Source organism: Rahnella sp. P4_A8 (genome assembly GCF_056402435.1).
Genome location: NZ_JBFUHK010000001.1, coordinates 1 through 24,241 on the forward strand (window position 1 = coordinate 1; position 24,241 = coordinate 24,241).

At 53.2% G+C, this 24,241-nt stretch carries 20 protein-coding genes and 1 pseudogene; 13 read left to right on the top strand and 8 right to left on the bottom strand.

What is annotated here, in order from left to right; genetic code table 11:
• Nucleotides 1–307: pseudogene (locus AC1DUO_RS00005) on the top strand (IS4 family transposase); the annotation flags it as partial.
• A gap of 98 nt (nt 308–405) precedes the next feature.
• On the opposite strand, the gene ychF reads toward AC1DUO_RS00005, so the two are convergent.
• Nucleotides 406–1,497 carry a redox-regulated ATPase YchF gene (gene ychF, locus AC1DUO_RS00010; protein ID WP_477986109.1) on the bottom strand — a complete coding sequence of 364 codons (1,092 nt, stop codon included), beginning with the start codon at nt 1,495–1,497 and terminating at the stop codon, nt 406–408.
• Between the two features lie 218 nt (nt 1,498–1,715).
• Between ychF and AC1DUO_RS00015 the strand changes: the two genes are divergently transcribed.
• The 5 genes from AC1DUO_RS00015 to AC1DUO_RS00035 all read left to right on the top strand — a co-directional run bounded on the left by AC1DUO_RS00015 (nt 1,716) and on the right by AC1DUO_RS00035 (nt 9,355).
• Nucleotides 1,716–3,197 carry a SulP family inorganic anion transporter gene (locus tag AC1DUO_RS00015; RefSeq protein WP_119261664.1) on the top strand — a complete coding sequence of 494 codons (1,482 nt, stop codon included), beginning with the start codon at nt 1,716–1,718 and terminating at the stop codon, nt 3,195–3,197.
• Between the two features lie 212 nt (nt 3,198–3,409).
• Nucleotides 3,410–5,368: an SPFH domain-containing protein gene (locus AC1DUO_RS00020; RefSeq protein WP_119261663.1), complete on the top strand. Its 1,959-nt coding sequence runs from the start codon at nt 3,410–3,412 to the stop codon at nt 5,366–5,368.
• Nucleotides 5,365–6,399 (top strand): protease modulator HflC, encoded by a 1,035-nt coding sequence (gene hflC, locus AC1DUO_RS00025; RefSeq protein ID WP_119261662.1) that lies wholly within the window; start codon nt 5,365–5,367, stop codon nt 6,397–6,399. Before AC1DUO_RS00020 ends, hflC begins: the two co-directional genes overlap by 4 nt.
• The gene (gene hflK / locus AC1DUO_RS00030; protein WP_119261661.1) at nt 6,396–7,439 is read left to right on the top strand and encodes a protease modulator HflK; all 1,044 of its coding nucleotides are present in this window, start codon (nt 6,396–6,398) and stop codon (nt 7,437–7,439) included. Before hflC ends, hflK begins: the two co-directional genes overlap by 4 nt.
• An 11-nt stretch (nt 7,440–7,450) precedes the next feature.
• Nucleotides 7,451–9,355, top strand: a complete 1,905-nt coding sequence (locus AC1DUO_RS00035; protein ID WP_119261660.1) for a heavy metal translocating P-type ATPase — start codon at nt 7,451–7,453, stop codon at nt 9,353–9,355.
• A gap of 91 nt (nt 9,356–9,446) precedes the next feature.
• On the opposite strand, the gene pth is transcribed toward AC1DUO_RS00035, so the two are convergent.
• On the bottom strand, nt 9,447–10,037 hold the full coding sequence (gene pth, locus AC1DUO_RS00040) for an aminoacyl-tRNA hydrolase (protein WP_037034067.1): 591 nt from the start codon (nt 10,035–10,037) through the stop codon (nt 9,447–9,449).
• A gap of 292 nt (nt 10,038–10,329) precedes the next feature.
• Here pth and ychH point away from each other — a divergent pair, with 292 nt between their 5' ends.
• Nucleotides 10,330–10,608 carry a stress-induced protein YchH gene (ychH, locus tag AC1DUO_RS00045; RefSeq protein ID WP_013575592.1) on the top strand — a complete coding sequence of 93 codons (279 nt, stop codon included), beginning with the start codon at nt 10,330–10,332 and terminating at the stop codon, nt 10,606–10,608.
• 122 nt (nt 10,609–10,730) lie between these two features.
• Here ychH and prs read toward each other — a convergent pair whose 3' ends face one another.
• From prs to lolB, 3 genes are all read right to left on the bottom strand, one after another.
• Complete coding sequence (gene prs, locus AC1DUO_RS00050; protein ID WP_013575591.1) at nt 10,731–11,678, bottom strand: ribose-phosphate diphosphokinase; 948 nt, start codon at nt 11,676–11,678, stop codon at nt 10,731–10,733.
• Between the two features lie 162 nt (nt 11,679–11,840).
• The gene (gene ispE / locus AC1DUO_RS00055) at nt 11,841–12,704 is read right to left on the bottom strand and encodes a 4-(cytidine 5'-diphospho)-2-C-methyl-D-erythritol kinase (protein WP_013575590.1); all 864 of its coding nucleotides are present in this window, start codon (nt 12,702–12,704) and stop codon (nt 11,841–11,843) included.
• Between the two features lies 1 nt (nt 12,705).
• Nucleotides 12,706–13,329: a lipoprotein insertase outer membrane protein LolB gene (gene lolB, locus AC1DUO_RS00060; protein WP_013575589.1), complete on the bottom strand. Its 624-nt coding sequence runs from the start codon at nt 13,327–13,329 to the stop codon at nt 12,706–12,708.
• 262 nt (nt 13,330–13,591) lie between these two features.
• On the opposite strand from lolB, the gene hemA reads away from it, so the two are divergent.
• The 6 genes from hemA (at nt 13,592) to kdsA (ending at nt 19,009) form a co-directional block, all read left to right on the top strand.
• On the top strand, nt 13,592–14,854 hold the full coding sequence (hemA, locus tag AC1DUO_RS00065; protein ID WP_013575588.1) for a glutamyl-tRNA reductase: 1,263 nt from the start codon (nt 13,592–13,594) through the stop codon (nt 14,852–14,854).
• A gap of 32 nt (nt 14,855–14,886) precedes the next feature.
• Nucleotides 14,887–15,969 carry a peptide chain release factor 1 gene (gene prfA, locus AC1DUO_RS00070; protein ID WP_013575587.1) on the top strand — a complete coding sequence of 361 codons (1,083 nt, stop codon included), beginning with the start codon at nt 14,887–14,889 and terminating at the stop codon, nt 15,967–15,969.
• The gene (prmC, locus tag AC1DUO_RS00075; protein WP_477986118.1) at nt 15,969–16,838 is read left to right on the top strand and encodes a peptide chain release factor N(5)-glutamine methyltransferase; all 870 of its coding nucleotides are present in this window, start codon (nt 15,969–15,971) and stop codon (nt 16,836–16,838) included. Before prfA ends, prmC begins: the two co-directional genes overlap by 1 nt.
• 19 nt (nt 16,839–16,857) lie before the next feature.
• Entirely contained in the window at nt 16,858–17,247 is a 390-nt protein-coding gene (locus AC1DUO_RS00080; protein WP_037034064.1) for a SirB2 family protein, read from the top strand.
• A 2-nt stretch (nt 17,248–17,249) separates the two neighbouring features.
• Complete coding sequence (gene sirB1, locus AC1DUO_RS00085; protein WP_013575584.1) at nt 17,250–18,059, top strand: invasion regulator SirB1; 810 nt, start codon at nt 17,250–17,252, stop codon at nt 18,057–18,059.
• Between the two features lie 95 nt (nt 18,060–18,154).
• Complete coding sequence (gene kdsA, locus AC1DUO_RS00090; RefSeq protein WP_015689950.1) at nt 18,155–19,009, top strand: 3-deoxy-8-phosphooctulonate synthase; 855 nt, start codon at nt 18,155–18,157, stop codon at nt 19,007–19,009.
• Between the two features lie 217 nt (nt 19,010–19,226).
• Here kdsA and dauA read toward each other — a convergent pair whose 3' ends face one another.
• From dauA to AC1DUO_RS00105, 3 genes are all read right to left on the bottom strand, one after another.
• Nucleotides 19,227–20,894, bottom strand: coding sequence for a C4-dicarboxylic acid transporter DauA (gene dauA, locus AC1DUO_RS00095; protein WP_037034063.1), 1,668 nt, complete (start codon nt 20,892–20,894; stop codon nt 19,227–19,229).
• A 421-nt stretch (nt 20,895–21,315) separates the two neighbouring features.
• A complete protein-coding gene (locus tag AC1DUO_RS00100) occupies nt 21,316–22,023 on the bottom strand; it encodes a GNAT family N-acetyltransferase (RefSeq protein WP_013575581.1) in 708 nt (235 codons plus the stop codon).
• An 889-nt stretch (nt 22,024–22,912) separates the two neighbouring features.
• On the bottom strand, nt 22,913–24,235 hold the full coding sequence (locus AC1DUO_RS00105; RefSeq protein WP_119261659.1) for a cytochrome c: 1,323 nt from the start codon (nt 24,233–24,235) through the stop codon (nt 22,913–22,915).
• Between the last annotated feature and the right edge of the window lie 6 nt (nt 24,236–24,241).

Consider the following 24,241-nt stretch of genomic DNA (forward strand, 5'->3'; position numbering starts at 1 on the left):
GGAACTGTGGGGTATCCTGCTGAGTTATAACCTTATTCGTTACCAGATGATCAAGATGGCGTTCAGCCTGAAGGGAGATTATCTGCCTTATCAGCTGAGTTTTAGCGGTGCAGTGTCGGAGATATTACGGTTGTTAATCGGGCTGCCGTGGGCATCAGCGGGAGCCATCCCGGGTCATCTGAAGCATTTTTACAGCAACGCAGCGATGCTAAAGCTGCCCTCGAGGCGTGAGCGTGAATATGCGAGGGAAGTGAGAGAAAAAAGGTCAAAATATCCCTTAAAAAACAATGCCGGTCACCTTAAGTGACCGGCATTAGGAGCTGAGGGCGATTTTAGGGGGGGGATAAAAAAGAAAAATCCACGCAAGGGCGTGGATTCTGTGTGGAGCGGAAACTGAAGTTCGGTTCAGACGTTGAACAGGAAGTTCATCACATCGCCATCTTTAACGATGTAGTCTTTGCCTTCTGAACGCATTTTGCCGGCTTCTTTCGCGCCTTGCTCACCTTTGTAGGTGATGAAGTCTTCGAACGCGATGGTTTGTGCGCGGATGAAGCCTTTCTCGAAGTCAGTGTGGATTTTACCTGCGGCTTGCGGAGCCGTTGCGCCGACAGGGATGGTCCATGCACGAACTTCTTTCACGCCAGCGGTGAAGTAGGTTTGCAGGTTCAGCAGTTCGTAACCGGCGCGGATCACGCGGTTCAGGCCCGGCTCTTCAATGCCCAGTTCAGCCATGAATTCTTCACGGTCAGCGTCGTCGAGTTCGGCGATGTCAGATTCAACCGCTGCACAAACAGCAACGACCACGGAGCCTTCGGCCTCTGCGATTTTGYGTACGACGTCGAGGTAAGGGTTGTTCTCGAAACCGTCTTCGTTAACGTTGGCGATGTACATGGTGGGTTTCAGCGTCAGGAAGCTCAGGTAGCGGATGGCCGCTTTGTCTTCCTCTGTCAGATCCAGTGCACGCAGCATGCCAGCGTTTTCCAGCTGTGGCAGGCATTTTTCCAGTGCGGCCAGTTCTGCCTTCGCATCTTTGTCACCGCCTTTGGCACGTTTCTGCACACGGTGAATCGCGCGTTCGCAGGTGTCGAGGTCAGATAATGCCAGTTCGGTATTGATAACCTCGATGTCATCAGCCGGATCCACTTTGTTGTTAACGTGGATGATGTTGTCGTTTTCGAAACAACGCACAACGTGGCCGATGGCTTCAGTTTCACGGATGTTAGTCAGGAACTGGTTACCCAGACCTTCACCTTTAGATGCGCCTTTGACCAGACCCGCGATGTCCACGAATTCCATGGTGGTTGGCAGGATACGCTGCGGTTTTACAATCTCGGCCAACTGGTCGAGACGCGGATCGGGCATTGGTACCACACCGGTATTCGGTTCGATGGTGCAGAACGGGAAGTTTGCTGCTTCGATACCCGCTTTGGTCAGCGCATTGAACAGAGTAGATTTACCGACGTTCGGCAGGCCGACGATACCGCATTTGAATCCCATGTTTTTCTCACCTTAATATCTTAATTATCAAACGATTAAATATAACCGCACGATGTAATGACCACAATTCCCCGCATTATACACGAGAACCGCATTTATCTCGATCCGCTTGTGGCCGCCACTGTTGTCAGTACACAGGATAAACCTTGCCTCGCCTGGTTCATTTTTAGATACTTGTCACAATTTTTTAACTGATCGGGAAATGTACCGGATGTTTTATGTTTAATCCGCGTGGTCTGAAGTTGTCTGAAATGAAGAACGAAACGCTGGCCGGATTTGTGGTGGCGGTATCAATGGTCCCCGAAGCGGTCGGGTTTTCACTGGTTGCCGGATTGTCGCCGATTGTCGGTTTGCACACGGCGTTTATTATCGGGCTGGTGACGGCACTGTTCGGCGGTAAACCGGGCATGGTGTCCGGTGCAGCGGGATCCATTGTGGTGGTGCTGATGAGTCTGGCGGCACAACACGGTATGGGATACGTGCTTTGGGCGACCATTTTTGCCGGGGTGATTCAGATTCTGATTGGTGTTTTCCGCCTCGGGAAATTTATCCGGCTGGTGCCGTTACCTGCGGTTCACGGCTTTGTGAACGGGCTGGCAATTGTCATTATGCTGGCGCAGTTGCACATGATTGCCGGGCAGGGACTGCTGATGTACGGACTGGTGTTGCTGGCGATTCTGGTGGTGGTGCTGTTCCCGAAACTGACCAAAATTATTCCTTCTTCGCTGGCAGCGCTGATCGTCGTTTCGGCCGTAGCGATCGGTTTTAACCTGCACACCTTGCGCGTGGGTGACCTGGCAGATATTTCAGGGGCGTTGCCGCACTTCAGCCTGCCGGTTGCGCCTTTCAATGTTGAGATGCTGAAAGTCGTGCTGCCCTATGCGGTAGTGATAGCGCTGGTTGGCCTGATTGAATCGCTGCTGACGATGACCGTGCTTGATGAAATGGGTCATCAGAAGGGCAACGGCAACCGTGAAAGTATTGCGCAGGGCGCGGGGAATACGATTTGCGGTCTGTTCGGTTGCTTCGCCGGTTGCGCGATGATTGGGCAATCGATCATTAATTTCACCTCCGGCGGTCGGGGGCGAATTTCCGGTACAGTCGGCGCCATTTTACTGATCCTGTTTGTGGTCAGTTTGTCCGGTTATATTGGCTTGCTGCCGGTCGCAGCGCTGGCGGGCATTATGCTGGTGGTCTGCTACAACACCTTTGAGTGGAGTTCGCTGCGCCGTCTTCGCCGCATGCCTAAAGCTGATGTACTGGTGATGCTGATTGTCACCGTCATCACGATTTTCACCGATCTTGCCGTGGCGGTGATCAGTGGCGTGATTATCTCTGCGCTGGTTTTTGCCTGGCAGCAGGCGCGTATCCGTGTGCGAGAGCATAAAACTAAAGGCGACCTGGCAGTGTATAAGCTGGACGGGCCGCTGTTCTTCGGATCTGCCGCGACCTTTGCCGAGCTGTTTAATCCTGAAAACGATCCGCAAAATGTAGTGCTGGATTTTGCCGGTACGCGGGTCATGGATTCGAGCGGAGTGGAGGCGATTGATAAACTGACCACGCGCTATCTCGATGCCGGTAAAACCATTCGCCTGCGTCATCTGAGCAATGATTGCGTGAGTTTGCTCAAAAAAGCCGGGCCATTCTGTTCTCACGAACTCGACGACCCGCAATATTACGTGGCTGAAGATAATCTCTGAAACCTCAAAGGTGTCGCTTAAAAACGGCACCTTTTTCGTTATTCACCCGCTTGTGGCCCTTTAAAGATAAATGCTTACAATTCGGGGCAAAAAAGCGGCCAAATTCATATCGCTGAAAATTCTGTAATGTTATACCGTTACGCCCGGTCAACTTCGCACTAACTGGCTTCAGGCCTGCGCTGCGGGGTATTTTTTCCACTGCCGGAGCGGACATGAGTACAGACAAAGTATCCGGGACGGATAACGCCAGTAAACAGCTGCGCTTTCAGTCTGCCGCCACCCACACGCGTTGGCTGAGCGGGCTGATCAACCCCATTATGGTGATCAGCAGCGTGATGTATCTGATCTTGCTGATGCTGTATCTGGTCTCTCCGGCATCGGTGTGGCCCTGGGTGACCGGCAACATCATGGCGGCGATGTGGGTTTGCGCTGCCTCCCTGCAATGTGCCCGGCGTATCTCCCGCTGGCGGACGCAACAATTTGCGCCTGCTGTTGAAACCGCCATGCCGGAAGCGTCTTCCGGATTTTCCCAACGTCTGATTTCCCGCCCCTGGATGCGTCCTGTTTTACGTTATGTTGACGCGCATGTGTTCTTCCAGGCGCTTCCTGCGTTTGCCGCAATTGTGCTCATCAGTGTGTTATGGCAGTTGCCAATACCGGCCAATGACGCCGGTGAGGCGGGGTATTTTGCCGGTTCGGTATTCATTCTCTGCGCCTTTGCTGTACTGGTTCTGGAGCGTCACTGGACGCTAAAAAACCCGCTGGAATGGCCGGAAGCAGCAAAGCTCGCACCGATGATGCGCATGATGATTGGCGTGTTTTTGCTGAGTGCATTAGCCCTGATGTTTGCCCGTGAGGCTTCGGTGTGGCCAGCTCACCTGCTGATGCTCACCGGATTATTACCGGGGATGGTGGCGCTGGAGCTTTTCCTGCGGGCGCTGATGGCGATGTTTTCGCCGCCGCGTGAGGATAAAGAGCCGGAGTTTATTGCGGGCAGCCTGCTGGCCGCGCAGATTTGCTGGCCGCCGCGTCCGTTACAGTTTGTGCAAAACGAACTGCATCAGCATTTTGGTATCGATCTTCGTCAGATCTGGGCGTTTCATTTTATGCGCCGTGCACTGTTACCGCTGGCCGCAATCTTGTTGCTGACCGGTTGGCTGCTGACGGGCATCAGCGAGGTGCCGCTGACCCAGCGCGGAATTTATGAATCCTTCGGCAAACCGGTGGCGGTCCGACAACCCGGTTTACATGCGGGTCTGCCGTGGCCATTTGGCCGTACGCGGATGGTTGATAACGGCGAAGTACATGAACTCACCACCGGTTCCGAAGAACCGGTCACCACCACACCGGTCACGGTGGCTGATACCGCCGAAGGCCCGGCGCCTGAAAGCGCAAACCGTCTGTGGGACTCCGGCCACAGCAGCGATAAATCACAAATCATCGCCAGTGCCACCCGTGACAGGCAAAGTTTTCAAATCATGAATATGGATGTCCGCTTTGTGTACCGCATCGCCATGAATGACGGCGCGGCGATGGCGAGCCTCTATCACACCGACAATATGCCGGTGCTGATCCGCAGTATTGCCAACCAGGTGCTGGTGCATGATTTTTCCTCGCGTACGCTCGACAGCCTGCTGGGAAGTGATCAGACACGCCTTGCCGCAGATATTGGCCGGAAAGTACAGAGCCAGCTTGATCATCTCAACAGCGGCGTGGAACTGCTGGCTACGGTGATTGAATCAATCCATCCACCTGCGGGTGCGGCGGATGCTTATCACAGCGTACAGGCGGCACAAATTCTGGCCCAAAGCGCCATCGCCGGAGAGAAAGGGCAGGCCGCGCAGCAACTGAATGCGGCACAGCAATTTGCCCGTCTGGCGCAGGATACCGCCAGTGCACAAAGCCACGAAAATCTCGATCAGGCGCAGGTCATGGCGTTGCGCTTTAACGCAGAAAATCAGGCGTATCAGGCTGGCGGACAGTCGTTCCTGACCGACCGTTATTTTAGTCAGCTGATTCTGGCGATGCAGCAGCATCCGGAAGTTCTGATTGTTGATCACCGTATTGGCGGCGGGACTTCGCCGGTGCTGGATCTGAGAAATTTTACCCTGCCATTTACGCCCGAAGCGGATAAAGCGGCGCATTCTGTCAACGCGGAGACTACCCGGTGAATGATTCCCAACAACCTGAAGCCCATGGACACGATCACGATGCACATGGCGGACATCATCACGGTGCCGGACATCACCATCATCATTCCGGCCCGGCGGCCCCTGGACTCTGGCGACGGGTTACGATTGCTATCGTACTGGTGGCCCTGATTGCCGCCACCGCCTGTCTGGTGCAGGTGCGTTCCGGCGAAGCGATGGTGATCACGCGCTTTGGTAATCCGGTGCGTGTGCTGTTGCAACCGGGGCTGGCATGGCATCTGCCGGTGCCGCTGGAGACCGCGATCCCGGTGGATTTACGTATCCGCACCACGTCCAGTGGGTTGCAGGATGTCGGCACCCGTGACGGTCTGCGGATCATTGTTCAGGCTTATACTGTCTGGCAGGTGAAAAACGATCCTCAGCATGTGCAGCGTTTTATCCGCGCGGTACAAAATCAGCCGGATATGGCCGCCGCGCAGATACGAACGTTTATTGGTTCGGCGCTGGAAACCACCACCAGCGGTTTTGCACTGGCTGATCTGGTTAACACTGATGCCAGTAAAATCCGCCTTTCCGGTTTTGAACAGCATTTGCATGATCAGATAGCCCGCCAGTTGCTCGACAGCTATGGCATTGAACTGGTGCAGGTCGGCGTTGAACGGCTGACATTACCGTCGGTGACGTTAGATGCCACCGTGGATCGCATGCGGGCAGAACGGGAAACCATTGCCACCGAGCGGTCCGCCGAAGGTAAGCGTCAGGCGGCTGAAATCCGGTCTTCCGCCGAACGCGATGCCCGTGTGATTAAGGCCGATGCGTCGGTCAGCGCAGCCAATATTGAAGCGCAGGCGCAGGTTCAGAGCGCGGCGATATACGCTAAAGCCCGGACCAGTAACCCCGAATTGTACGATTTGTTGCGCTCGCTTGACACGCTCAACAGCGTGATCACGCCGGGCACCCGGCTGGTGCTGCGCACTGATGCCGCACCGTTCCGGCAACTGGTTGAAGGTCCGCCCGCTTTGCCCGCCGCCAGCAACGGGCCGCGGCCATGAATCCGTTGTCCCGCTTTCAGGGGAATGCGTGGTTTCAGGCAGGACGCATAGCCTGTCTGGCGCTGTTTGCCATGACGCTGATTGCCGCCGCGAACTGGCTGTTCTCCAATGTGCGGCAGATAGAGCCGGATAAGCGCGCGGTGGTGATGCGCTTTGGTGCGGTTTCCCGCACGGCGGGAGCCGGGTTGTTGCTTGCGTGGCCGGAACCGCTGGAGCAGGTAGAAATTTTACCTGCCGCTGACCGGGTAATCGAGCATCACGTGACCGCGTTGCTCAGAGAAAACATTGTGCCTGCGTGGACCAATACCGGCGGCGAGAAAAGTGATGCCGTCGCGGGCGCGGGGTATTTGCTGACCGGTGATTCCGGCGTGGTTCAGCTGGATGTGCAGGTGTATTACGTGATTACCGATCCGGTGGCGTTTGTGTTGCAGGGTGAACACTTGTTACCGGCCCTGGATCGTTTAACCGAGCACGCGGCGGTGGCGATTTGTGCCTCACGCGATCTGGATACCATTCTGGTCGCGCGGCCGGAAATGGTGGGTAACGACAGCCATATCGCCGAACGACGGGAACGGCTGCGTGGCGATTTACGTCAGGGCATTAATCAGCAACTCGCCGCCCTGAGAGCTGCAGGCAGCAACCCCGGTATCGAAGTCCGTCGCGTTGACGTGCAGTCTTCTCTGCCACCGTCGGCGGTTGAGGCGTTTAATGCCGTACTGACAGCCAGTCAGCAGGCGGATCAGAACATCGCCAGCGCGAGTAATGAGGCTGCCAGTGTGCATCAGGAGGCGGTTCAGGCGGCAGATCGCACCTTACAGGTCTCCCATGCCAAAGCCAGCGAACAGATAGCCCGGGCTTCCACGGAGACTGCAACTGTGGTGCAACTGGCGAATGATCATTCACCTGAATTACTGTGGCGTCTGTGGCGTGAACGGATGCCGGCAATCCTTGCCCATGCGGGCGGCGTCACTGCCGTTGATCCCCATGACGATGCACATCTGATCCTGCCGGGGCCAGACCGTCCATCCTCTCAACCCTGAGGTATTGCCCTGTGACTTCTTTTACTTCTGAAGAACCGGCAGCGAAAAGCGTGCTGTTAACGCGCCATGAACAGCGAAGCATGGCTGTACAGCTGCTTCTGGCGATGGCGGCGTTTGGTCTGCTGCTGTGCGGCTGGATCTGGCAATGGTTGTTTCCACAGCAAAGTGATGTCGGGCAAATTCTGTTTGGTGTGGCGTCATTGCTGGTGGCAGTTCCTGTGCTGCGCTCGGCAATTTATAGTTTGCGCAGCCCGAGCCTGCACGGCGTCACCGATCAGTTGATTGCGCTGGCTATGCTTGGCGCGTGGGCCACAGGAGACCTGATGACCGCCGCGTTGCTGCCGGGCATTATGATTTTTGGTCATATTCTGGAAGAGCGCAGCGTTATCGGTTCGCAGGAAGCCATCGATGCGCTCAGCCATCTGACCCGCAGCCGCGCCCGGCGGATTTTGCCCGATGGTGAGATTGAGGAAATCGATAACCACCGGTTGCGAACCGGTGACCGGATTGAAGTGCGCGCCGGTGACCGGTTGCCCGCCGATGGCCGTGTGTTATCAGGTCGCGCCAGTCTCGATACCGCACCGATCACCGGCGAATCGGTGCCACAGGAAGCCTGCGCGGGTGACGATGTGTTCGGCGGTGCCATCAACCTCGACGGATTGCTTTGCGTTGAAGTCACGCGCACCGGTGCGGATGCTACGCTCGGAAAAGTGATTGCGTTGATGCAAAAAGCGGAGCATGCCAAACCGCCGATCACCCGTTTGCTCGAGCGTTACGCCGGGCAATATCTGGTGCTGATTTTGCTGATTGCGGCGGCGACCTGGTTTATCACCCGTGATGCTCACGCCATGCTGGCGGTACTGGTAGCGGCCTGTCCGTGCGCGCTGGTGCTTTCCGCACCGGCCACGGCAATCGCCGGTATTGCCGTGGCCGCGCGTCACGGCATTCTGATCCGCAGCTCCGCTTTTCTTGAGGAACTGGCGGATCTGAATGCCATTGTAGTGGATAAAACCGGCACGCTGACCCACGGTGAACTGCATCTGCAACGCACGGTGCTGGCAGAGCATCAATCCTCTGACGCCGTGCTCCGTCTGGCGGCCAGTCTGGGCGCGGCGAGCAGCCATCCGGTCAGCCGTGCGCTGTCTAAGTTACTGCCGCGTGAACAATACTTACCGCTGGAAGACGTGTCGGAACAGCAGGGCATGGGCGTGCGGGCGCAAACTGCGCAAGGCGAGGCGCTGTTAGGGCGCCCGGCATTCTTCAGCCAGAACACTATCGCGATGACCGTCGTACCTGAACATGACGGGCCGCTGGTTGGTCTGGCGCTGAACGGGCATTTTCTCGGCTGGCTGTTGCTGGCAGATTCATTGCGGCCTGAGGCGCACACGGCGTTAGCTGAACTGCGTCAGCTTGGCCTGCAGCGACAACTGCTGCTGACCGGCGATCGCGCCAGCGTGGCTGAGCGTATTGCCGGAGAACTGGGCATCAGTGATGTGGTGTCGCAGGCTTTACCGGAAGATAAACTGCATCAGGTCTCCGCTGAAATTGTGCAGGGTTACCGCCCGATGGTGGTCGGTGACGGCATTAATGATTCGCTGGCGCTAAAGGCTGGGGTGGTGGGGATTGCGATGGGGGCGGGCGGCAGTGATATCGCGCTCGCCTCCGCCGACGTGGTGCTGATCGGCAGCGACTTACGCCGTCTCGGCACCTGTGTCCGACTGAGCCGTGCCTGCCGCAGGACGCTGAAAATCAATGTGTTCATTGGGCTGGGCTGGACGCTGGTGGTGATGGCGGCGGCCGCGATGGGGTGGTTAGGCGTGGGGGGCGTACTGATTGCCGCGTTGCTGCATAATCTCAGCACTTTGCTGGTGCTGGGGAATGCGGGGCGTTTGCTGCGTTTTGATGAGCCGCTTTAAATAAAGTCGGTTAGTTATATTTCTAAAATTTCAGGTGTTAGCCAGGCTCGATTCTTTTGCACCCGGCTAACACTCTTGTCAAAAGCGGCGGTTAAAGCTCAGCTTTGAAGGTATGCAGGCGACGCATGGTTTTTTCCAAACCTTCTTTCATCAGCAACTCAGTACAGCGCAGCGACTCATCAATCGCGTCGTCAATCAGCTTTTGTTCACTGGCTGGCGGCTTGCCGAGCACAAATCCCACCACTTTGCTTTTATCGCCAGGATGCCCGATACCGATACGCAGACGGTAGAAGTTCGGGTTGTTACCGAATTTACTCTGAATATCTTTCAGGCCGTTGTGGCCGCCGTTACCCCCACCCAGCTTGATTTTCGCCATGCCCGGCGGGATATCCAGCTCGTCATGCGCGACCAGAATTTCATCTGGCTCAATGCGATAGAACTGCGCCATCGCCAGAACCGCTTTGCCACTCAGGTTCATAAAGGTGGTCGGCACCAGCAGACGGACGTCCTGACCGGCCAGAGAAAGGCGGGCGGTATAACCAAAAAACTTACTTTCTTCTTTCAGTTGCTGGTTGTGCTGGCGTGCGAGAAGGTCGACGTACCAGGCGCCGGCATTATGGCGGGTCTGGGCGTATTCTGCGCCGGGATTGGCCAGTCCAACGATCAATTTAATGCTGCTCACGATGTTCGCTTCTTTATCCGGTGAGGTTTAGCGCGCTAGTTTACCTGTCACTTTGGGCTGTGCCAAATATCAGACAGGGCAAACCCGCCTGATGTGCCAGATTTTGAATAGTTTACGTGTCTGACTATTCACTTTCCGAACGTATCTGACTGGAAAACGTAAAGATTTGTCATTCAATGTTCTCTGTCTGTGATCGTGACCGCAAAGTGAACCGGATGGGACGTCTATAGTTAAAGGCAGGAAAAGACAAGACAGCAGTGATGCTAAGACTATCGACAACTGGAGGTGACTTATGAAACGTAAAACCGCAAGAATAATCGGCAATGGCCTGATGGGACTCGGTTTGCTCACAATGGTCGGTGGTGTTGGTTATTCCATCCTGAATCAGATGCCTGAACTGGGGTTACCACAATTTTTAGCGCATGGCGCAATTGGTAGCATCTTCGTCGGCGCCATTTTATGGCTGGCGGGAGCCAGAGTCGGTGGACAGGAGCGTGTTGCAGACAGGTACTGGTGGGTTCGTCACTTTGATTCCCGCTGCACGAACGGTAAGTCACACCGTCATTCCTGAGTTTATCAGGCTGTAATCTGGCTTCTTTGGTAATAAAAAAACCGTTGTCGCTCACACGATAACGGTTTTTGCATTTCAGGTTCTGTCAAAACAAAATGCCCCTGAAAACAGGGGCATAATGATTAATGCTCGAACATCGCAGAAATGGATTCTTCATTGCTGATGCGGCGGATAGCCTCAGCCAGCATGCCTGACAGGGTCAGGGTACGCACTTTTTTCAGTGCACGGATTTCAGCGGAGAGCGGGATGGTGTCACAGACAATCACTTCGTCGATGACGGAGTTTTTGATGTTTTCCACTGCATTGCCGGAGAAAATCGGGTGGGTGGCATACGCGAATACGCGTTTAGCACCGCGTTCTTTCAGTGCTTCGGCAGCTTTACACAGCGTGCCGCCGGTATCGATCATGTCATCAACCAGTACGCAGTCACGACCAGCGACGTCACCGATGATATGCATCACCTGAGAAACGTTTGCGCGTGGACGACGTTTATCAATGATAGCCATATCGGTATCGTTCAGCAGTTTTGCCACAGCACGGGCACGAACAACACCGCCGATATCCGGAGAAACCACAATCGGGTTTTCCAGGTTCTGTTGCAACATGTCTTCAAGCAGAATAGGGCTGCCGAACACGTTGTCTACCGGGACATCGAAGAAGCCCTGAATCTGCTCTGCATGCAGGTCTACAGTCAGAACACGGTCAACACCGACGCTGGACAGGAAGTCAGCAACAACTTTAGCGGTGATAGGCACACGGGCAGAACGCACCCGGCGATCCTGACGTGCATAGCCGAAGTAAGGAATAACGGCTGTGATACGACCAGCGGAGGCGCGGCGTAAGGCATCAACCATTACGACCAGTTCCATCAGGTTATCGTTAGTAGGCGCGCAGGTGGACTGGATAATGAAAATATCTCCGCCACGTACATTTTCGTTAATTTGCACGCTTACTTCACCGTCGCTGAAACGACTGACGGCGGCGTCACCAAGGCTGGTGTATAAACGGTTGGCAATACGTTGTGCTAGTTCCGGGGTGGCGTTACCAGCAAAAAGCTTCATATCAGGCACGAGAAGAACCTCAGGCTTGCGTCCAGGGAAGACATTGGCTTTTGGCACCACCGGGCGGTGAGCGGTACCAAAGCATTATGCTCACGATACTTCTAAATCTTACTACTTAAATCTGTTGAATAATTGGCTGGCAAAGAACAGACACAAAACTACCGTGACTCTCTACGCTTTGCCCGCAGTTCTCAACCAGACGTCACGAAAACGGTGCAACGGCGAGATATTAACACCTTGTGCGACAAAACTCCGACTCCACGATGGTGTTTTGTCTAAAACCTGACGGGCGGCAGACTCGGTGTCGAATTCCGCAAACACACAGGCACCCGTTCCGGTCAGTCGCGACGGCGCGTATTCTAACAGCCAAGAAAGTAGCTGTTCAACCTCGTAAAAACGTTTTCTCGCAATCGGTTCGCAATCATTTGCGTAAGGCGTGTCTAAAAGCACATTTACAGTGCGTTTTGGTGTATTTCTGGTCAGTTGCGGATCGCTGAAAATCACCGGCGTCGCAATGCTGACACCCGGATGGGCGATCAGATACCATTTTTCCGCCGGTTCGACCGGCTGCAAAATCTCGCCAATCCCTTCAGCAAAAGCAGCATGGCCCATCACAAAGACCGGCACATCCGCGCCCAGCGTCACACCCATCTGAGCCAGTTCGGTATCAGAAAGGCCGCAATTCCATATCGCATTCAGTGCCACCAGCACAGTGGCGGCGTTGGAAGAACCGCCGCCCAGACCGCCGCCCATTGGAATTCGTTTTTGCAAGGTAATGTCTGCCCCCTGAGACGTGCCCGCGTGCTGTTGCAGAAGACGGGCGGCGCGTACCACCAGATTCTCGTCATCTGCAACGCCTTCAACTGGCGTGGTCAGCACGATATCGCCGTCGTCGCGGACTTTAAAACTCAGGCTGTCACCGTAATCCACAAACTGAAACAGTGTTTGCAGATCATGGTAGCCATTCGGGCGCTGGCCGGTGATATAAAGGAACAAATTGAGTTTAGCCGGAGAAGGCCACCATTGCTGCGTCATCTCAGTTTAGCGTCCAGTTATCCATTTTCAGCTTGATACGCTGTTCTCCCTGGGTCATTTCCAGACGCTGCGGCAGGGACGGTTTGGCATCCTCGTCATAGCTCTGATACACCACGGTGCCTGGTTTTCCGTTCTGCGTGAACTTAACTTGTGACAGGCGGTACTGACTGTCGAGGGTGAAATCGGTGCCGTCACCCGGCAAACCGAGCATCCACAAACGCAGATTAGCCAGCGGAATCGACATGCCGGTCAGTTTCTGGATCATGTCATCCGGATTATCACTGGTGTAATGCTTGCCTTCATTGTTGGTCAACTGCGCAATACCGCTTTGCACTTTTAATTCCATTTCCGTGCTGCCCAGCGGATTGGTCAGCAATAAACGGTAGCTGTCAGGGGAATATTGTTGCCAGAAGAAGCGGGCATAGACTTTCTGTTTATCGGAAAGATAAGCGAAAGAACCGCGGGTCTGATAATGCTCGAGTTGTTTAACCTGAGCTTCGTGTTCACGCCACTGCGGTGAAGTCGGGCTGGTCGCCGGGCCTTTCGGCGCGTTAATCGAACAGGCGGCAAGGACTAAGCTTGCAAGAGGAAGAAGGCGAACAAAGTGTGCTTTACGCATTGGCATAACAGATAAAATCCTTTGTGCTTTGGCGAAATGGGATGCCAGGGCAAATGTGGCGTGCGTCAGTTTAGCACAGCCCGCGCGAGGGGTGATCTCAACCCTGTGCAGATGATCGGCGATTGAAAGGTTTTGGGACAATGCTGATGTGTAAAAGGATTTAACCGAAGATGCTGTTCGCCTTTTATTGATCTCGCGCATCTTGTAGAATGCCCAACAGACGTAAACCCATACTATTATAAAGTATAAGCCGATAATCGCTCTCCCTATGACCCTGCTTGCATTAGGTATCAACCACAAAACCGCCCCGGTGTCTCTGCGTGAACGGGTAACATTTTCACCCGAGACCCTCGATCAGGCGCTCTCCAGTCTGCTCCAGCAACCGCTGGTGCAGGGCGGTGTCGTGTTGTCTACCTGCAACCGCACTGAGCTGTATCTGAGCGTTGAGCAACAGGAAAACCTGCAGGAGCAACTGGTTAAGTGGTTATGCGATTACCATCATCTGAGTGAAGATGAAGTGCGCAAAAGCCTGTACTGGCATCATGATAATGAAGCCGTCAGCCATCTGATGCGCGTGGCAAGTGGACTGGATTCACTGGTGTTAGGCGAGCCGCAGATTTTGGGGCAGGTTAAAAAAGCCTTCGCCGAATCGCAAAACGGACGGGCGGTTTCCGGTGAACTGGAGCGTCTGTTCCAGAAATCTTTCTCCGTGGCCAAGCGTGTGCGTACTGAAACTGATATTGGCGCCAGCGCCGTTTCTGTTGCGTTTGCGGCCTGTACTCTGGCACGCCAGATTTTCGAATCCCTTTCTGAGCTAACCGTCTTGCTGGTCGGTGCGGGTGAAACCATCGAACTGGTGGCGCGTCATCTGCATCAGCATAATGTCCGCCACATGATGATTGCCAACCGTACGCGTGAACGTGCGCAGGTGCTGGCGACGGAAGTGAACGCAGAAGTGATCAGTCTGCAGGATATCGATTCCCGCCTCGCTGAAGCGGACATTATTATCAGTTCTACCGCCAGCCCGCTGCCGATTATTGGTAAAGGCATGGTCGAGCGCGCGTTAAAAGCCCGCCGTAACCAGCCGATGCTGATGGTGGATATTGCCGTTCCGCGTGATATTGAACCGGAAGTCGGCAAACTGGCGAACGCCTATCTGTACAGCGTCGATGACCTGCACAGCATCATTCAAAACAATCTTGCACAACGCAAAGCGGCGGCCATTCAGGCTGAAACTATCGTTGAGCAGGAGAGTTCAAACTTCATGGCCTGGCTGCGTTCGCAGGGAGCCGTTGAAATTATTCGTGATTATCGCTCGCGTGCTGATATTATTCGCGCCGACGCACAAGCAAAAGCTCTTGCCGCCATTGCGCAGGGCGCTGACGTCGAAGCGGTGATCCATGAATTAGCCCACAAATTGACAAACCGCCTTATTCACGCACCAACCCGTTCTCTGCAACAGGCAGCCAGCGACGGTGATGTGGAGCGTTTGCAAATTTTACGCGACAGCCTCGGGCTGGGTCAGCAATAGTTCTCCTTTTCTCACAGGGTTAAACACCACGCATGAAGCCTTCTATTGTTGCCAAACTGGAAGCGTTACAAGAGCGCCACGAAGAAGTGCAGGCGATGCTTGGCGATGCCGGCGTCATTGCCGATCAGGATAAATTCCGCAGTCTTTCCCGCGAATATTCACAGTTAACGGCTGTTTCTGAATGTTTTCTGGCCTGGCGTCAGGCACAGGAAGATTTAGAAACCGCTGAGATGATGCTCGACGATCCTGAGATGCGCGAAATGGCGCAGGATGAGATCAAAGAGTGCAAAGCCAATATCGAAGAACTCGAAGAAAAATTACAGGTTCTGTTACTGCCAAAAGATCCGGACGATGAACGCGGTTGTTTCCTGGAAATTCGTGCAGGAACCGGCGGTGACGAGGCGGCTATTTTCGCCGGTGACTTATTCCGTATGTACAGCCGCTACGCCGAAATGCGTCGCTGGCGTGTAGAGATCGTGAGCGCCAGCGAAGGCGAACACGGCGGTTATAAAGAAGTGATCGCCAAAATCAGTGGCGAGGGCGCTTACGGCCAGTTCAAATTTGAGTCAGGCGGCCACCGCGTTCAGCGTGTACCGGAAACCGAATCTCAGGGGCGTATTCATACCTCCGCCTGTACCGTTGCCGTGATGCCGGAAATTCCGGAAGCCGAGCTGCCGGAAATCAACGCCGGCGATTTGCGCATTGATACTTTCCGCTCATCCGGCGCTGGCGGACAGCACGTTAACACCACGGATTCCGCGATTCGAATTACCCACATTCCAACCGGTATCGTGGTGGAATGTCAGGATGAACGTTCACAGCACAAAAACAAAGCCAAAGCGATGTCCGTGCTGGGCGCGCGTATCCGTGCTGCGGAAGTGGCAAAACGTCAGGCAGAAGAAGCCTCGACGCGCCGTAACCTGCTCGGCAGTGGCGACCGTTCTGATCGCAACCGTACCTACAACTTCCCGCAGGGGCGTGTTACCGATCACCGCATCAACCTGACGATTTACCGTCTGGATGAAGTGATGGAAGGTAAACTGGACAGTCTGATCCAGCCGATCGTGCAGGAATATCAGGCCGATCAACTCGCCGCGCTATCTGAGCAGGACTGATGGATTTTCAGTCCTGGCTGCGTGATGCCACCCGCCGTCTTGCTGCGGGTGAAAGCCCGAAGCGGGATGCTGAAATCTTGCTTGGTTTTGTGACCGGCCGGGCAAGAACTTTTATTATGGCTTTTGGCGAAACGCTGCTGACAGCCGGACAACTTCAACAACTGGAAATTCTGCTTGCGCGACGTGAGCAGGGCGAACCCGTTGCCTATCTGACCGGCGAGCGAGAATTCTGGTCGCTGCCACTGTCTGTTTCTCCCGCGACATTAATTCCCCGTCCTGATACCGAATGCCTGGTGGAACAGGCGTTGATCCGTCTGCCTTCTCAACCCGTCAGCATACTGGATCTCGGCACAGGAACCGGTGCGATTGCACTGGCGCTGGCCAGTGAACGCCCGGATTGCAAGGTTACCGGTGTCGATCTGCAACCGGATGCTGTACGCCTCGCCCAACACAACGCGCAAAAGCTGAATATCCTGAATGCGCGATTTTTGCCGGGCAGTTGGTTTTCAYCGGTAGCCGGTGAACGTTTCGCGCTGATAGCCAGTAATCCGCCGTATATCGATGCCGCCGATCCGCACCTGGCGAAGGGTGATGTACGTTTTGAGCCCGCCAGCGCGCTGGTGGCAGAAAATGCCGGTCTGGCTGATCTGGCGCATATTATTCAGGCGGCACCCGCGTATCTTCACAAAGGCGGCTGGTTACTGCTCGAACATGGCTGGCAGCAGGCGACTGACGTGCAGGCGTTATTGCGCGATGCCGGTTATCAGCATATCGCGACGGTAAAAGATTATGGCGATAACGATCGTGTCAGCCTCGGGCAGTGGGAGCCGCTACACGGATCAGAAGAAAATCAATTGGTTAGAATTTAAATTTCAAAGGAAACGGACAATGGCATATGTCTGGATCAAGAATCTGCATCTGCTCACTATAACCCTGAGTATTGCATTGTTTGTTTTACGATTTTTTTGGAAATGGGCAGGTTCTGCTATGATGCAGAAACGCTGGGTGAAGACTGTTCCCCATATTGTGGATACAGTGCTGTTATTAAGTGGTATTTCGCTTATCTTCATCACACACTTTTATCCGTTCAGCCCTCAGGGAACCTGGCTGACCGAAAAGATTTTTGGCGTTATTATCTATATCGCGCTGGGTTTTGTGGCTCTGAGCAAGCGACCAGTCAGTCAGAACATCCGCTGGCTGGCTTTTATTCTGGCGCTCGCTTGCCTGTATCTGATTCTTAAACTGGCGCTGACGAAAATACCGCTGCTAATGGGATAACTATGAGTACCCTTGCTGATTTTGAATTTAACACCGCCCGGCTCAGTACCGGGGTGATCAAAGTAACGGAAGCCGTGCGTTTCGATTTCAATGCGGACGACGTTCGCCACCAGTTACAGTCACTGGTCGATGAAGCCCGCCGCGTCGTTCCTGAAGAGCTTGATCAGGATCAGCAGCTCGAAGTGTTGATTGAACTGTTTTACCGCACCTGGGGTTTTGGGGGMGCTGGCGGCGTTTATCGTCTGTCTGATGCTATCTGGATCGACAAAGTGCTGTCTTCGCGTCAGGGCACACCGGTTTCACTGGGGGTGATTTTTCTGCACATTGCCCATGAACTGAGTTTGCCGCTGATGCCGGTGATTTTCCCCACTCAACTTATCTTGCGTGCTGACTGGCTCGACGAAGAAATGTGGCTGCTTAATCCGATCAACGGCGATACGCTTAATGAGCATATGCTCAGCGTATGGCTGAAAGGCAATCTGGGCGTAATGGCGGAAATAGAAGATGACGATCTGGAAGAAGCGGAAAACACGCTGATCGTCCGCAAAATGCTTGATACGCTGAAAGCCGCGCTGATGGAAGAAAAACAGTTCGAACTGGCTCTGCGCGCCAGTGAAACGGTATTGCAGTTTGACCCGGAAGACCCCTATGAAATCCGCGATCGCGGGCTGATTTATGCTCAGCTGGAATGCGACCATGTGGCGATTTCTGATCTCAATTATTTTGTTGAGCAGTGTCCGGAAGACCCGATTTCAGAAGTGATTAAAGTGCAGATCCATTCGATTGAGCACAAACAAGTTACGTTGCACTAATTTATACTTACCTTACGTCACATCCGCAAAGTTATGACAGAACAATGAGTTATGTTATTTTCGGGTGAAAGATTTATCACTAAAAAGGCCAAAGCATGAAACATAAAGTGGTTAGCATTCAGGACATCAAAGTCGCCAACGATCTGCCGTTTGTATTGTTCGGCGGGATGAATGTACTGGAATCGCGCGATATGGCGATGCGTGTGTGCGAGCATTACGTCACTGTGACGCAGAAACTCGGCATTCCTTACGTGTTCAAGGCGTCTTTCGATAAAGCCAACCGCTCATCTATTCATTCCTACCGTGGTCCGGGTCTGGATGAAGGTATGAAAATTTTCCAGGAGCTGAAAAAAGCATTCGGCGTGAAAATCATCACCGATGTGCATGAATCCTGGCAGGCGCAGCCTGTATCTGAAGTGGTTGATGTGATCCAGTTACCTGCATTCCTGGCGCGTCAGACCGATCTGGTTGAAGCCATGGCGAAAACCGGCGCAGTAATTAACGTGAAAAAACCACAGTTCGTCAGCCCCGGTCAGATGGGCAACATCGTCGACAAATTTAAAGAAGGCGGCAACGATCAGGTGATTCTGTGCGATCGCGGCAGTAACTTCGGTTATGACAATCTGGTTGTCGACATGCTGGGCATGAATGTGATGATCAATGCTACGGGCGGTCATCCGGTGATTTTCGACGTGACTCACGCACTGCAAACCCGTGATCCTTTCGGCGCTGCTTCTGGCGGTCGTCGTGCTCAGGTTGCTGAACTGGCTCGTGCCGGTATGGCGGTAGGTATCGCCGGTCTGTTTATCGAAGCGCACGAAGATCCTGCTCACGCGAAATGCGACGGTCCGTCAGCCTTGCCGCTTGATAAACTGGAACCGTTCCTGGTTCAGATGAAAGCCATCGACGATCTGGTGAAAAGCTTCCCGGCGCTCGATACCAGCAAGTAATCTGACCTATTCAGATAAAACAAAGGCGACCTCCGGGTTAATGCCGGTCACTTAAGCATTTTTATGAATACAAATTCATTTTTGTGCTTCAAAGGATAATGAAGGAATCAGGCTTATAGCGCTATTTTTCTTCATCGAAGGCCCAAATTCACGGGCCTCATTTCCTTAAGTGACCGGCATTAACCTCCGGGTCGCCTTTTCCGTTTACCGCGCAGGTTTATAACGCGTCGTGCAAAGAACTGTGGAAACTCAGTTTGCCTTCCACCGGCTGCATTCTGGCGCGGGCCAGGGTTTTCAGCGGCTGGAAAGGGATCTCAGCGATTCGCAGTTCTGTGCCTTCCGGCAAGGTATTGATGAAGTTGCGTAATGCACTGACGCCACCGGCATCGAGTACGGCAACGCGATCCCATACCAGAATGATCACTTTCTTGCCTTCGCTGCGCACCTGCAATTCACTGAAGATACGTTCCGCCGCAGCAAAGAACAGCGGGCCATTGATACGCAGCACCAGCGTATCTTCCGGTATGTCGGCCATCACTTCCGTCAGGCGGGTGAGTTTGGCGATACGGCGCATAAACAGCAGCGACGCCATCACGATACCTGCGGTAATCGCAATCACCATGTCGAACAGTACCGTCAGGCTCATGCAGGTCAGCATCACCAGAATGTCGTCTTTCGGTGCACGGCGCAGTAAATCCACCACTTTATGCGCTTCGCTCATATTCCACGCCACCATCAGCAATAACGCCGCCATCGCCGCCAGCGGCAACCATGAAAGCAACGGCGCGAGAATGAGCAGGGCGAGGATCACCAGCAGCGAGTGAATAATGGCCGAGACCGGAGATGTTGCACCGGCGCGAACGTTAGCCGCAGAGCGCGCAATCGCCGCTGTAGCGGTGATGCCGCCAAAGAAAGGGCTGACCATGTTGCCGATACCCTGACCGATCAGTTCGTTATCCGAATGGTGTTTTTTGCCGGTCATGCCATCGAGCACCACGGCGCAGAGCAGGGATTCAATCGCGCCCAGCATTGCCATGGAAAACGCAGCAGGCAGCAGCGCCTGCACCAGAGACCAGCTCAGTCCGCTGCCATCGGATTGAGTCCACGGCAGGGCGAATTGCGGCAAAATAGGCGGAATGCCGTTGCCCTGCGAACCGTCAGGCAGCAGGAAGTGAAAGCGTGAACCTATGGTGGCGACAGGGTGTCCTGCCTGCATGAAAATGGCCATCACCGCGCAACCCGCCAGCAGAGCCGGAAGATGGCCGGGCACGCGCAATCCCAGTTTTGGCCAGAGGATTAATATACCGAGCGTCACGATCCCTATCGCGGCATCGCCGATATCCAGCGTTGGCAGCGCCATGACCAGCGCCGCAACTTTACTCAGATAATGTTCCGGCACCGTTGCCATCGTCAGGCCAAAGAAATCTTTAAATTGCATGGTGCCGATGGTGATCGCAATACCGGACGTAAAGCCGAGCGTGACAGGCAGCGGTATGTATTCGATCAACCGGCCAAATCGCGCCAGCCCCATGAAGAGGAGCATAAAACCAGACATCAGCGTAGCCAGCAATAAACCGGACAAACCGAACTGTTGTGAGACTGGATAGAGAATGACAACAAACGCCGCCGTCGGGCCGGAAACACTGAAACGTGATCCTCCGAAAACAGCGATGACAATCCCGGCAATGGCCGACGTATACAGCCCGTATTGCGGCGGTACACCGCTGCCAATGGCCAGCGCCATGGCCAGCGGGATGGCGATGATCCCCACGGTGACGCCAGCAATGGCATCTTTGAGTAAGCGTTGAAGCGTATATTTTTCACGAAAACAGGCGTCTATCAGTGCGCTGAAAGGCCTGATATGGCGTCTTCCTGAAGTATTCATAGGATGTAAATCACCTGACAGAAGAATGGATATTAACCCGGTATTCCTTCACCGGAAAAACGGTAGCCTACGCCTTTCAGGGCCACTACGCGTAGACATAAATCAAGCCTTGCTTACACAAAGGCGTGTTGCCGCCCTTATAGTGTAATTGTTCGCCATGTGATGTGCCGCCAGATATTTCATGCGTGAATATAATTATGGCATTCATCATCTGTATTTAACTTAATACCCGAAATCAGCCTGAAAAAGCCCGGGAGGATGCATTTATCTGTGCCGGACATACGGTAATGATGTAGTTAAAAATAATCCCGGCAACCGGATAGGCTGTTGATGAATCAGCGGATCTACACGAAAAACGCCCGATGCAGACGAAGGCTATAGTCTGCATCAGGATTGGTTTTGGTCTCTCCCCATTTACCTGCTACGGGTGAGGCATAAACTCTGCCAGCGGATACTTTTGCTTTCCTCGGTCATCAAGGTTGGAAGGGCTTAACCAACTTTCCATGGCCCGACGGATCCCATCCCACTCCTCGTCAATAATGGAGTACCAGCGGATGTCACGGCTATGCCCCTTCGAGACTTGTGTCCGTCTGAGCGTACCTTCATAGGTAAATCCAAGTCTTTCAGCCGCACTGATGGCGGCCTGATGCAGGCTGTCACATTTCCAACCGCACCGGCGATACTGGAGTGTTTCCAGGGTGTAAGAGAGTAAAAGAAATATGGCTTCTGTGCTGCACAAGGTCCGTTTCATAAGTGGTGACCAGTTAACCCAGCCAATTTCTACAGATCCGTTATCAGGGTCCATTCGTTGCAACGCGAGAAAGCCCGTGGCCTTACCCGTGGACAAATTAATCACCGCGTAAAAAAGCGGATCTTTGCTTGCGGAAAGTGAGGCGATATAGTGATCGCACTGTCTGATCGTGATGGGGCGTTTAATATGAAAGTATGTCCAGTCACGTTCGTCATCGATACTGTGCCAGGCGTCAAATAAATCCCGGCTATGTTTGAGATCAATCGGCTCAAGCAGACAATATTTCCCCCTAAGTATAACTTTTTGCGGGAGCGAGCGTGGCTGCCAGTCGGGGAGTGATTGACCCAATTCTTGTCCGTAAACATTTACTTCCGTCATTATAAACCTTCATGCGTGGTTAAATTTATAAAAGTGTCGCCGGGTGACAGTAGACAAAATGAACTCAACCTGAATACAGCAAAGTGACACACCAGTGATGATAATAATCAATACGATAAATCTGGAACGCCATACATTCTTTTTGAAAGATTTCTGAAAGTCAGTTTGGTTAACATAATAAAATCCTTATTTAACATATCCATATGTTTTCTTATATTATTTTAGCATTCCCTGGTGTGGGTGCATTGTAGCTGAAATATTTATCGGTAAAAAAATAATTTACCTTAGGTCGAAATTCATTAATTATCACAAATCAAACTCAATAGTTTGATTTATATGTACTTTAATTTTCACGGCGTTATCGGGTACTATTCAAAATAGTGCGCCAGATCACAGGGATGTATTGATGTTGTGACTAGCAGGCTAATGTTAAATGACGTTGTTATTCCTCGTTTTATTATAATTGCCCTCTGCTTTATTCTGGTTTTATCATATTATTTTTAGGTTTTTATGATTTGCGTAAATTATTTGTATTCGTTTTTTGAGTTTTCCGCGTAATGACATGTTGACAGGGCTAAATAATTAAATTGATCAGGATAATGAAAATGAGGCATACAAATTATTAAAATGTAGACTATGCTTATTAAGTTCAGGAACGTCTGGATGCAGTAGTATAAATAATGAAGTTTTTGGCGCTGATAGCCTGATGTATCAGCGCTTTTTTTTATTTTCTATCATATTTTTATTTATTGCTCTGCCGTACGAATAAGTCTCATTCAGTCGAATATTTGGACAGTGGTAATATTATTGGTATATCAAAATCTTTAACCTTCTCACAATTAAAAGGAGCCTTGTGCGGCTCCTTTTGTTTAGCTTTCACCGTCGTGAATTATTTTTGCGTGCCATCTTCAATTTTCGGCGGATAGGGCAGGTCAGCGGCTTTACGCATCTTCGCCACATCTTTCGCGGTGACCGTGGCTCCCGCCGGATTGCCAAACTGTGTGCTGACGTAATGACTCAGCGTCGCAATCTGGTCATCATCGAGCTGACTGGCAAACGACGGCATCATGATTTCGCCTTTATCCATGTGGCGCTGGACGCCGTTGAGGATGACCGAAACCTGATTGCGGCTGTCGTAAGAACCGGTGTTGGTATGGCTGAACAGTGACGGATAGGCATGGAATCCCTCGCCGCTGCCTTCACCGCCTTTGCCGTGACAGGCTGCGCAGCTGGCATTAAACAGGGCGGCGGCTGACTGGTCGATTGTCTGGCCTTCGGCGCGCAGTGGGTAAATATCCTGATTCTGCTCACCCCATGCATCTCGCGGTTTGGTTTGCTTGTCATCTCCGATTGCCGGGACGGAACGGATATAGGTGGCAATCGCGTTCAGGTCACTGTCTGAAAGATGCTGCAGACTGTGCTCAATGGCTTCTGACATCGCCCCTGACGCTGACGCCTTACCGGCAACAAAACCTGTTTTCAGGTAAGTCACCAGATCCTGCTGCGACCAGTTGCCGATCCCGGCATTTTTATCCGGCGTGATGTTGAAAGCTACCCATGAGCCTAAATCGCCACCGGAAAACGCTTTGTCGGTGTCCATGCCCATGGTCAGCGTGCGCGGCGTATGGCAGGTGCCGCAGTGTTCCAGCGCTTCCACCAGATAAGCCCCACGGTTCCAGTCCGCTGATTTGGACGGATCGTTTTTCAGCTCACCTTTGTCGAAGTTAAACAGCTTCCACACGCGCATGCCCCAGCGCTGGTTGAAAGGGAAGGACAAATCCGTCTGCGGGCCAGCGGAATGTACCGCTGGCAGCGACATCAGATAAGCTTTGATCGCTAAAACATCTTCACGTTTCATTTTGGTGAAGGAGTCGTAAGGCATAGCGGGATACAACTGTTGTCCGTCTTTGCCGACACCGTCACGTACCGCGCGCACGAATTCATCGTCCGTCCAGTTGCCAATACCAAACTGTTTGTCAGAAGAAATATTGGTGCCGTAAATCACCCCGAAAGGCGACGCCAGCGGATAACCGCCGCCGAATTTTGCCGTTTTATCCGCCCCCGGCGCAGTATGGCAGGCGGTACAGTCACCGGCTGTCGCCAGATATTCACCGCGCTTAATTAAATCTGCGTTGCCCGCTGCGTCATCAGCCCGGGCGGCGTTAGCCGCGACCATTAACGGCAGCAACGCCAGCATGAATTTCATTTTCATTACTCA

Coding starts and splice junctions, on each gene's coding strand:
- AC1DUO_RS00080 (WP_037034064.1), top strand. CDS start 16,858: ATGGCATATGTCTGGATCAAGAATCTGCATCTGCTCACTATAACCCTG.
- kdsA (WP_015689950.1), top strand. CDS start 18,155: ATGAAACATAAAGTGGTTAGCATTCAGGACATCAAAGTCGCCAACGAT.
- AC1DUO_RS00105 (WP_119261659.1), bottom strand. CDS start 24,235: ATGAAAATGAAATTCATGCTGGCGTTGCTGCCGTTAATGGTCGCGGCT.
- ispE (WP_013575590.1), bottom strand. CDS start 12,704: ATGACGCAGCAATGGTGGCCTTCTCCGGCTAAACTCAATTTGTTCCTT.
- hemA (WP_013575588.1), top strand. CDS start 13,592: ATGACCCTGCTTGCATTAGGTATCAACCACAAAACCGCCCCGGTGTCT.
- dauA (WP_037034063.1), bottom strand. CDS start 20,894: ATGAATACTTCAGGAAGACGCCATATCAGGCCTTTCAGCGCACTGATA.
- hflK (WP_119261661.1), top strand. CDS start 6,396: ATGAATCCGTTGTCCCGCTTTCAGGGGAATGCGTGGTTTCAGGCAGGA.
- AC1DUO_RS00015 (WP_119261664.1), top strand. CDS start 1,716: ATGTTTAATCCGCGTGGTCTGAAGTTGTCTGAAATGAAGAACGAAACG.
- AC1DUO_RS00020 (WP_119261663.1), top strand. CDS start 3,410: ATGAGTACAGACAAAGTATCCGGGACGGATAACGCCAGTAAACAGCTG.
- ychH (WP_013575592.1), top strand. CDS start 10,330: ATGAAACGTAAAACCGCAAGAATAATCGGCAATGGCCTGATGGGACTC.
- lolB (WP_013575589.1), bottom strand. CDS start 13,329: ATGCCAATGCGTAAAGCACACTTTGTTCGCCTTCTTCCTCTTGCAAGC.
- prfA (WP_013575587.1), top strand. CDS start 14,887: ATGAAGCCTTCTATTGTTGCCAAACTGGAAGCGTTACAAGAGCGCCAC.
- AC1DUO_RS00100 (WP_013575581.1), bottom strand. CDS start 22,023: ATGACGGAAGTAAATGTTTACGGACAAGAATTGGGTCAATCACTCCCC.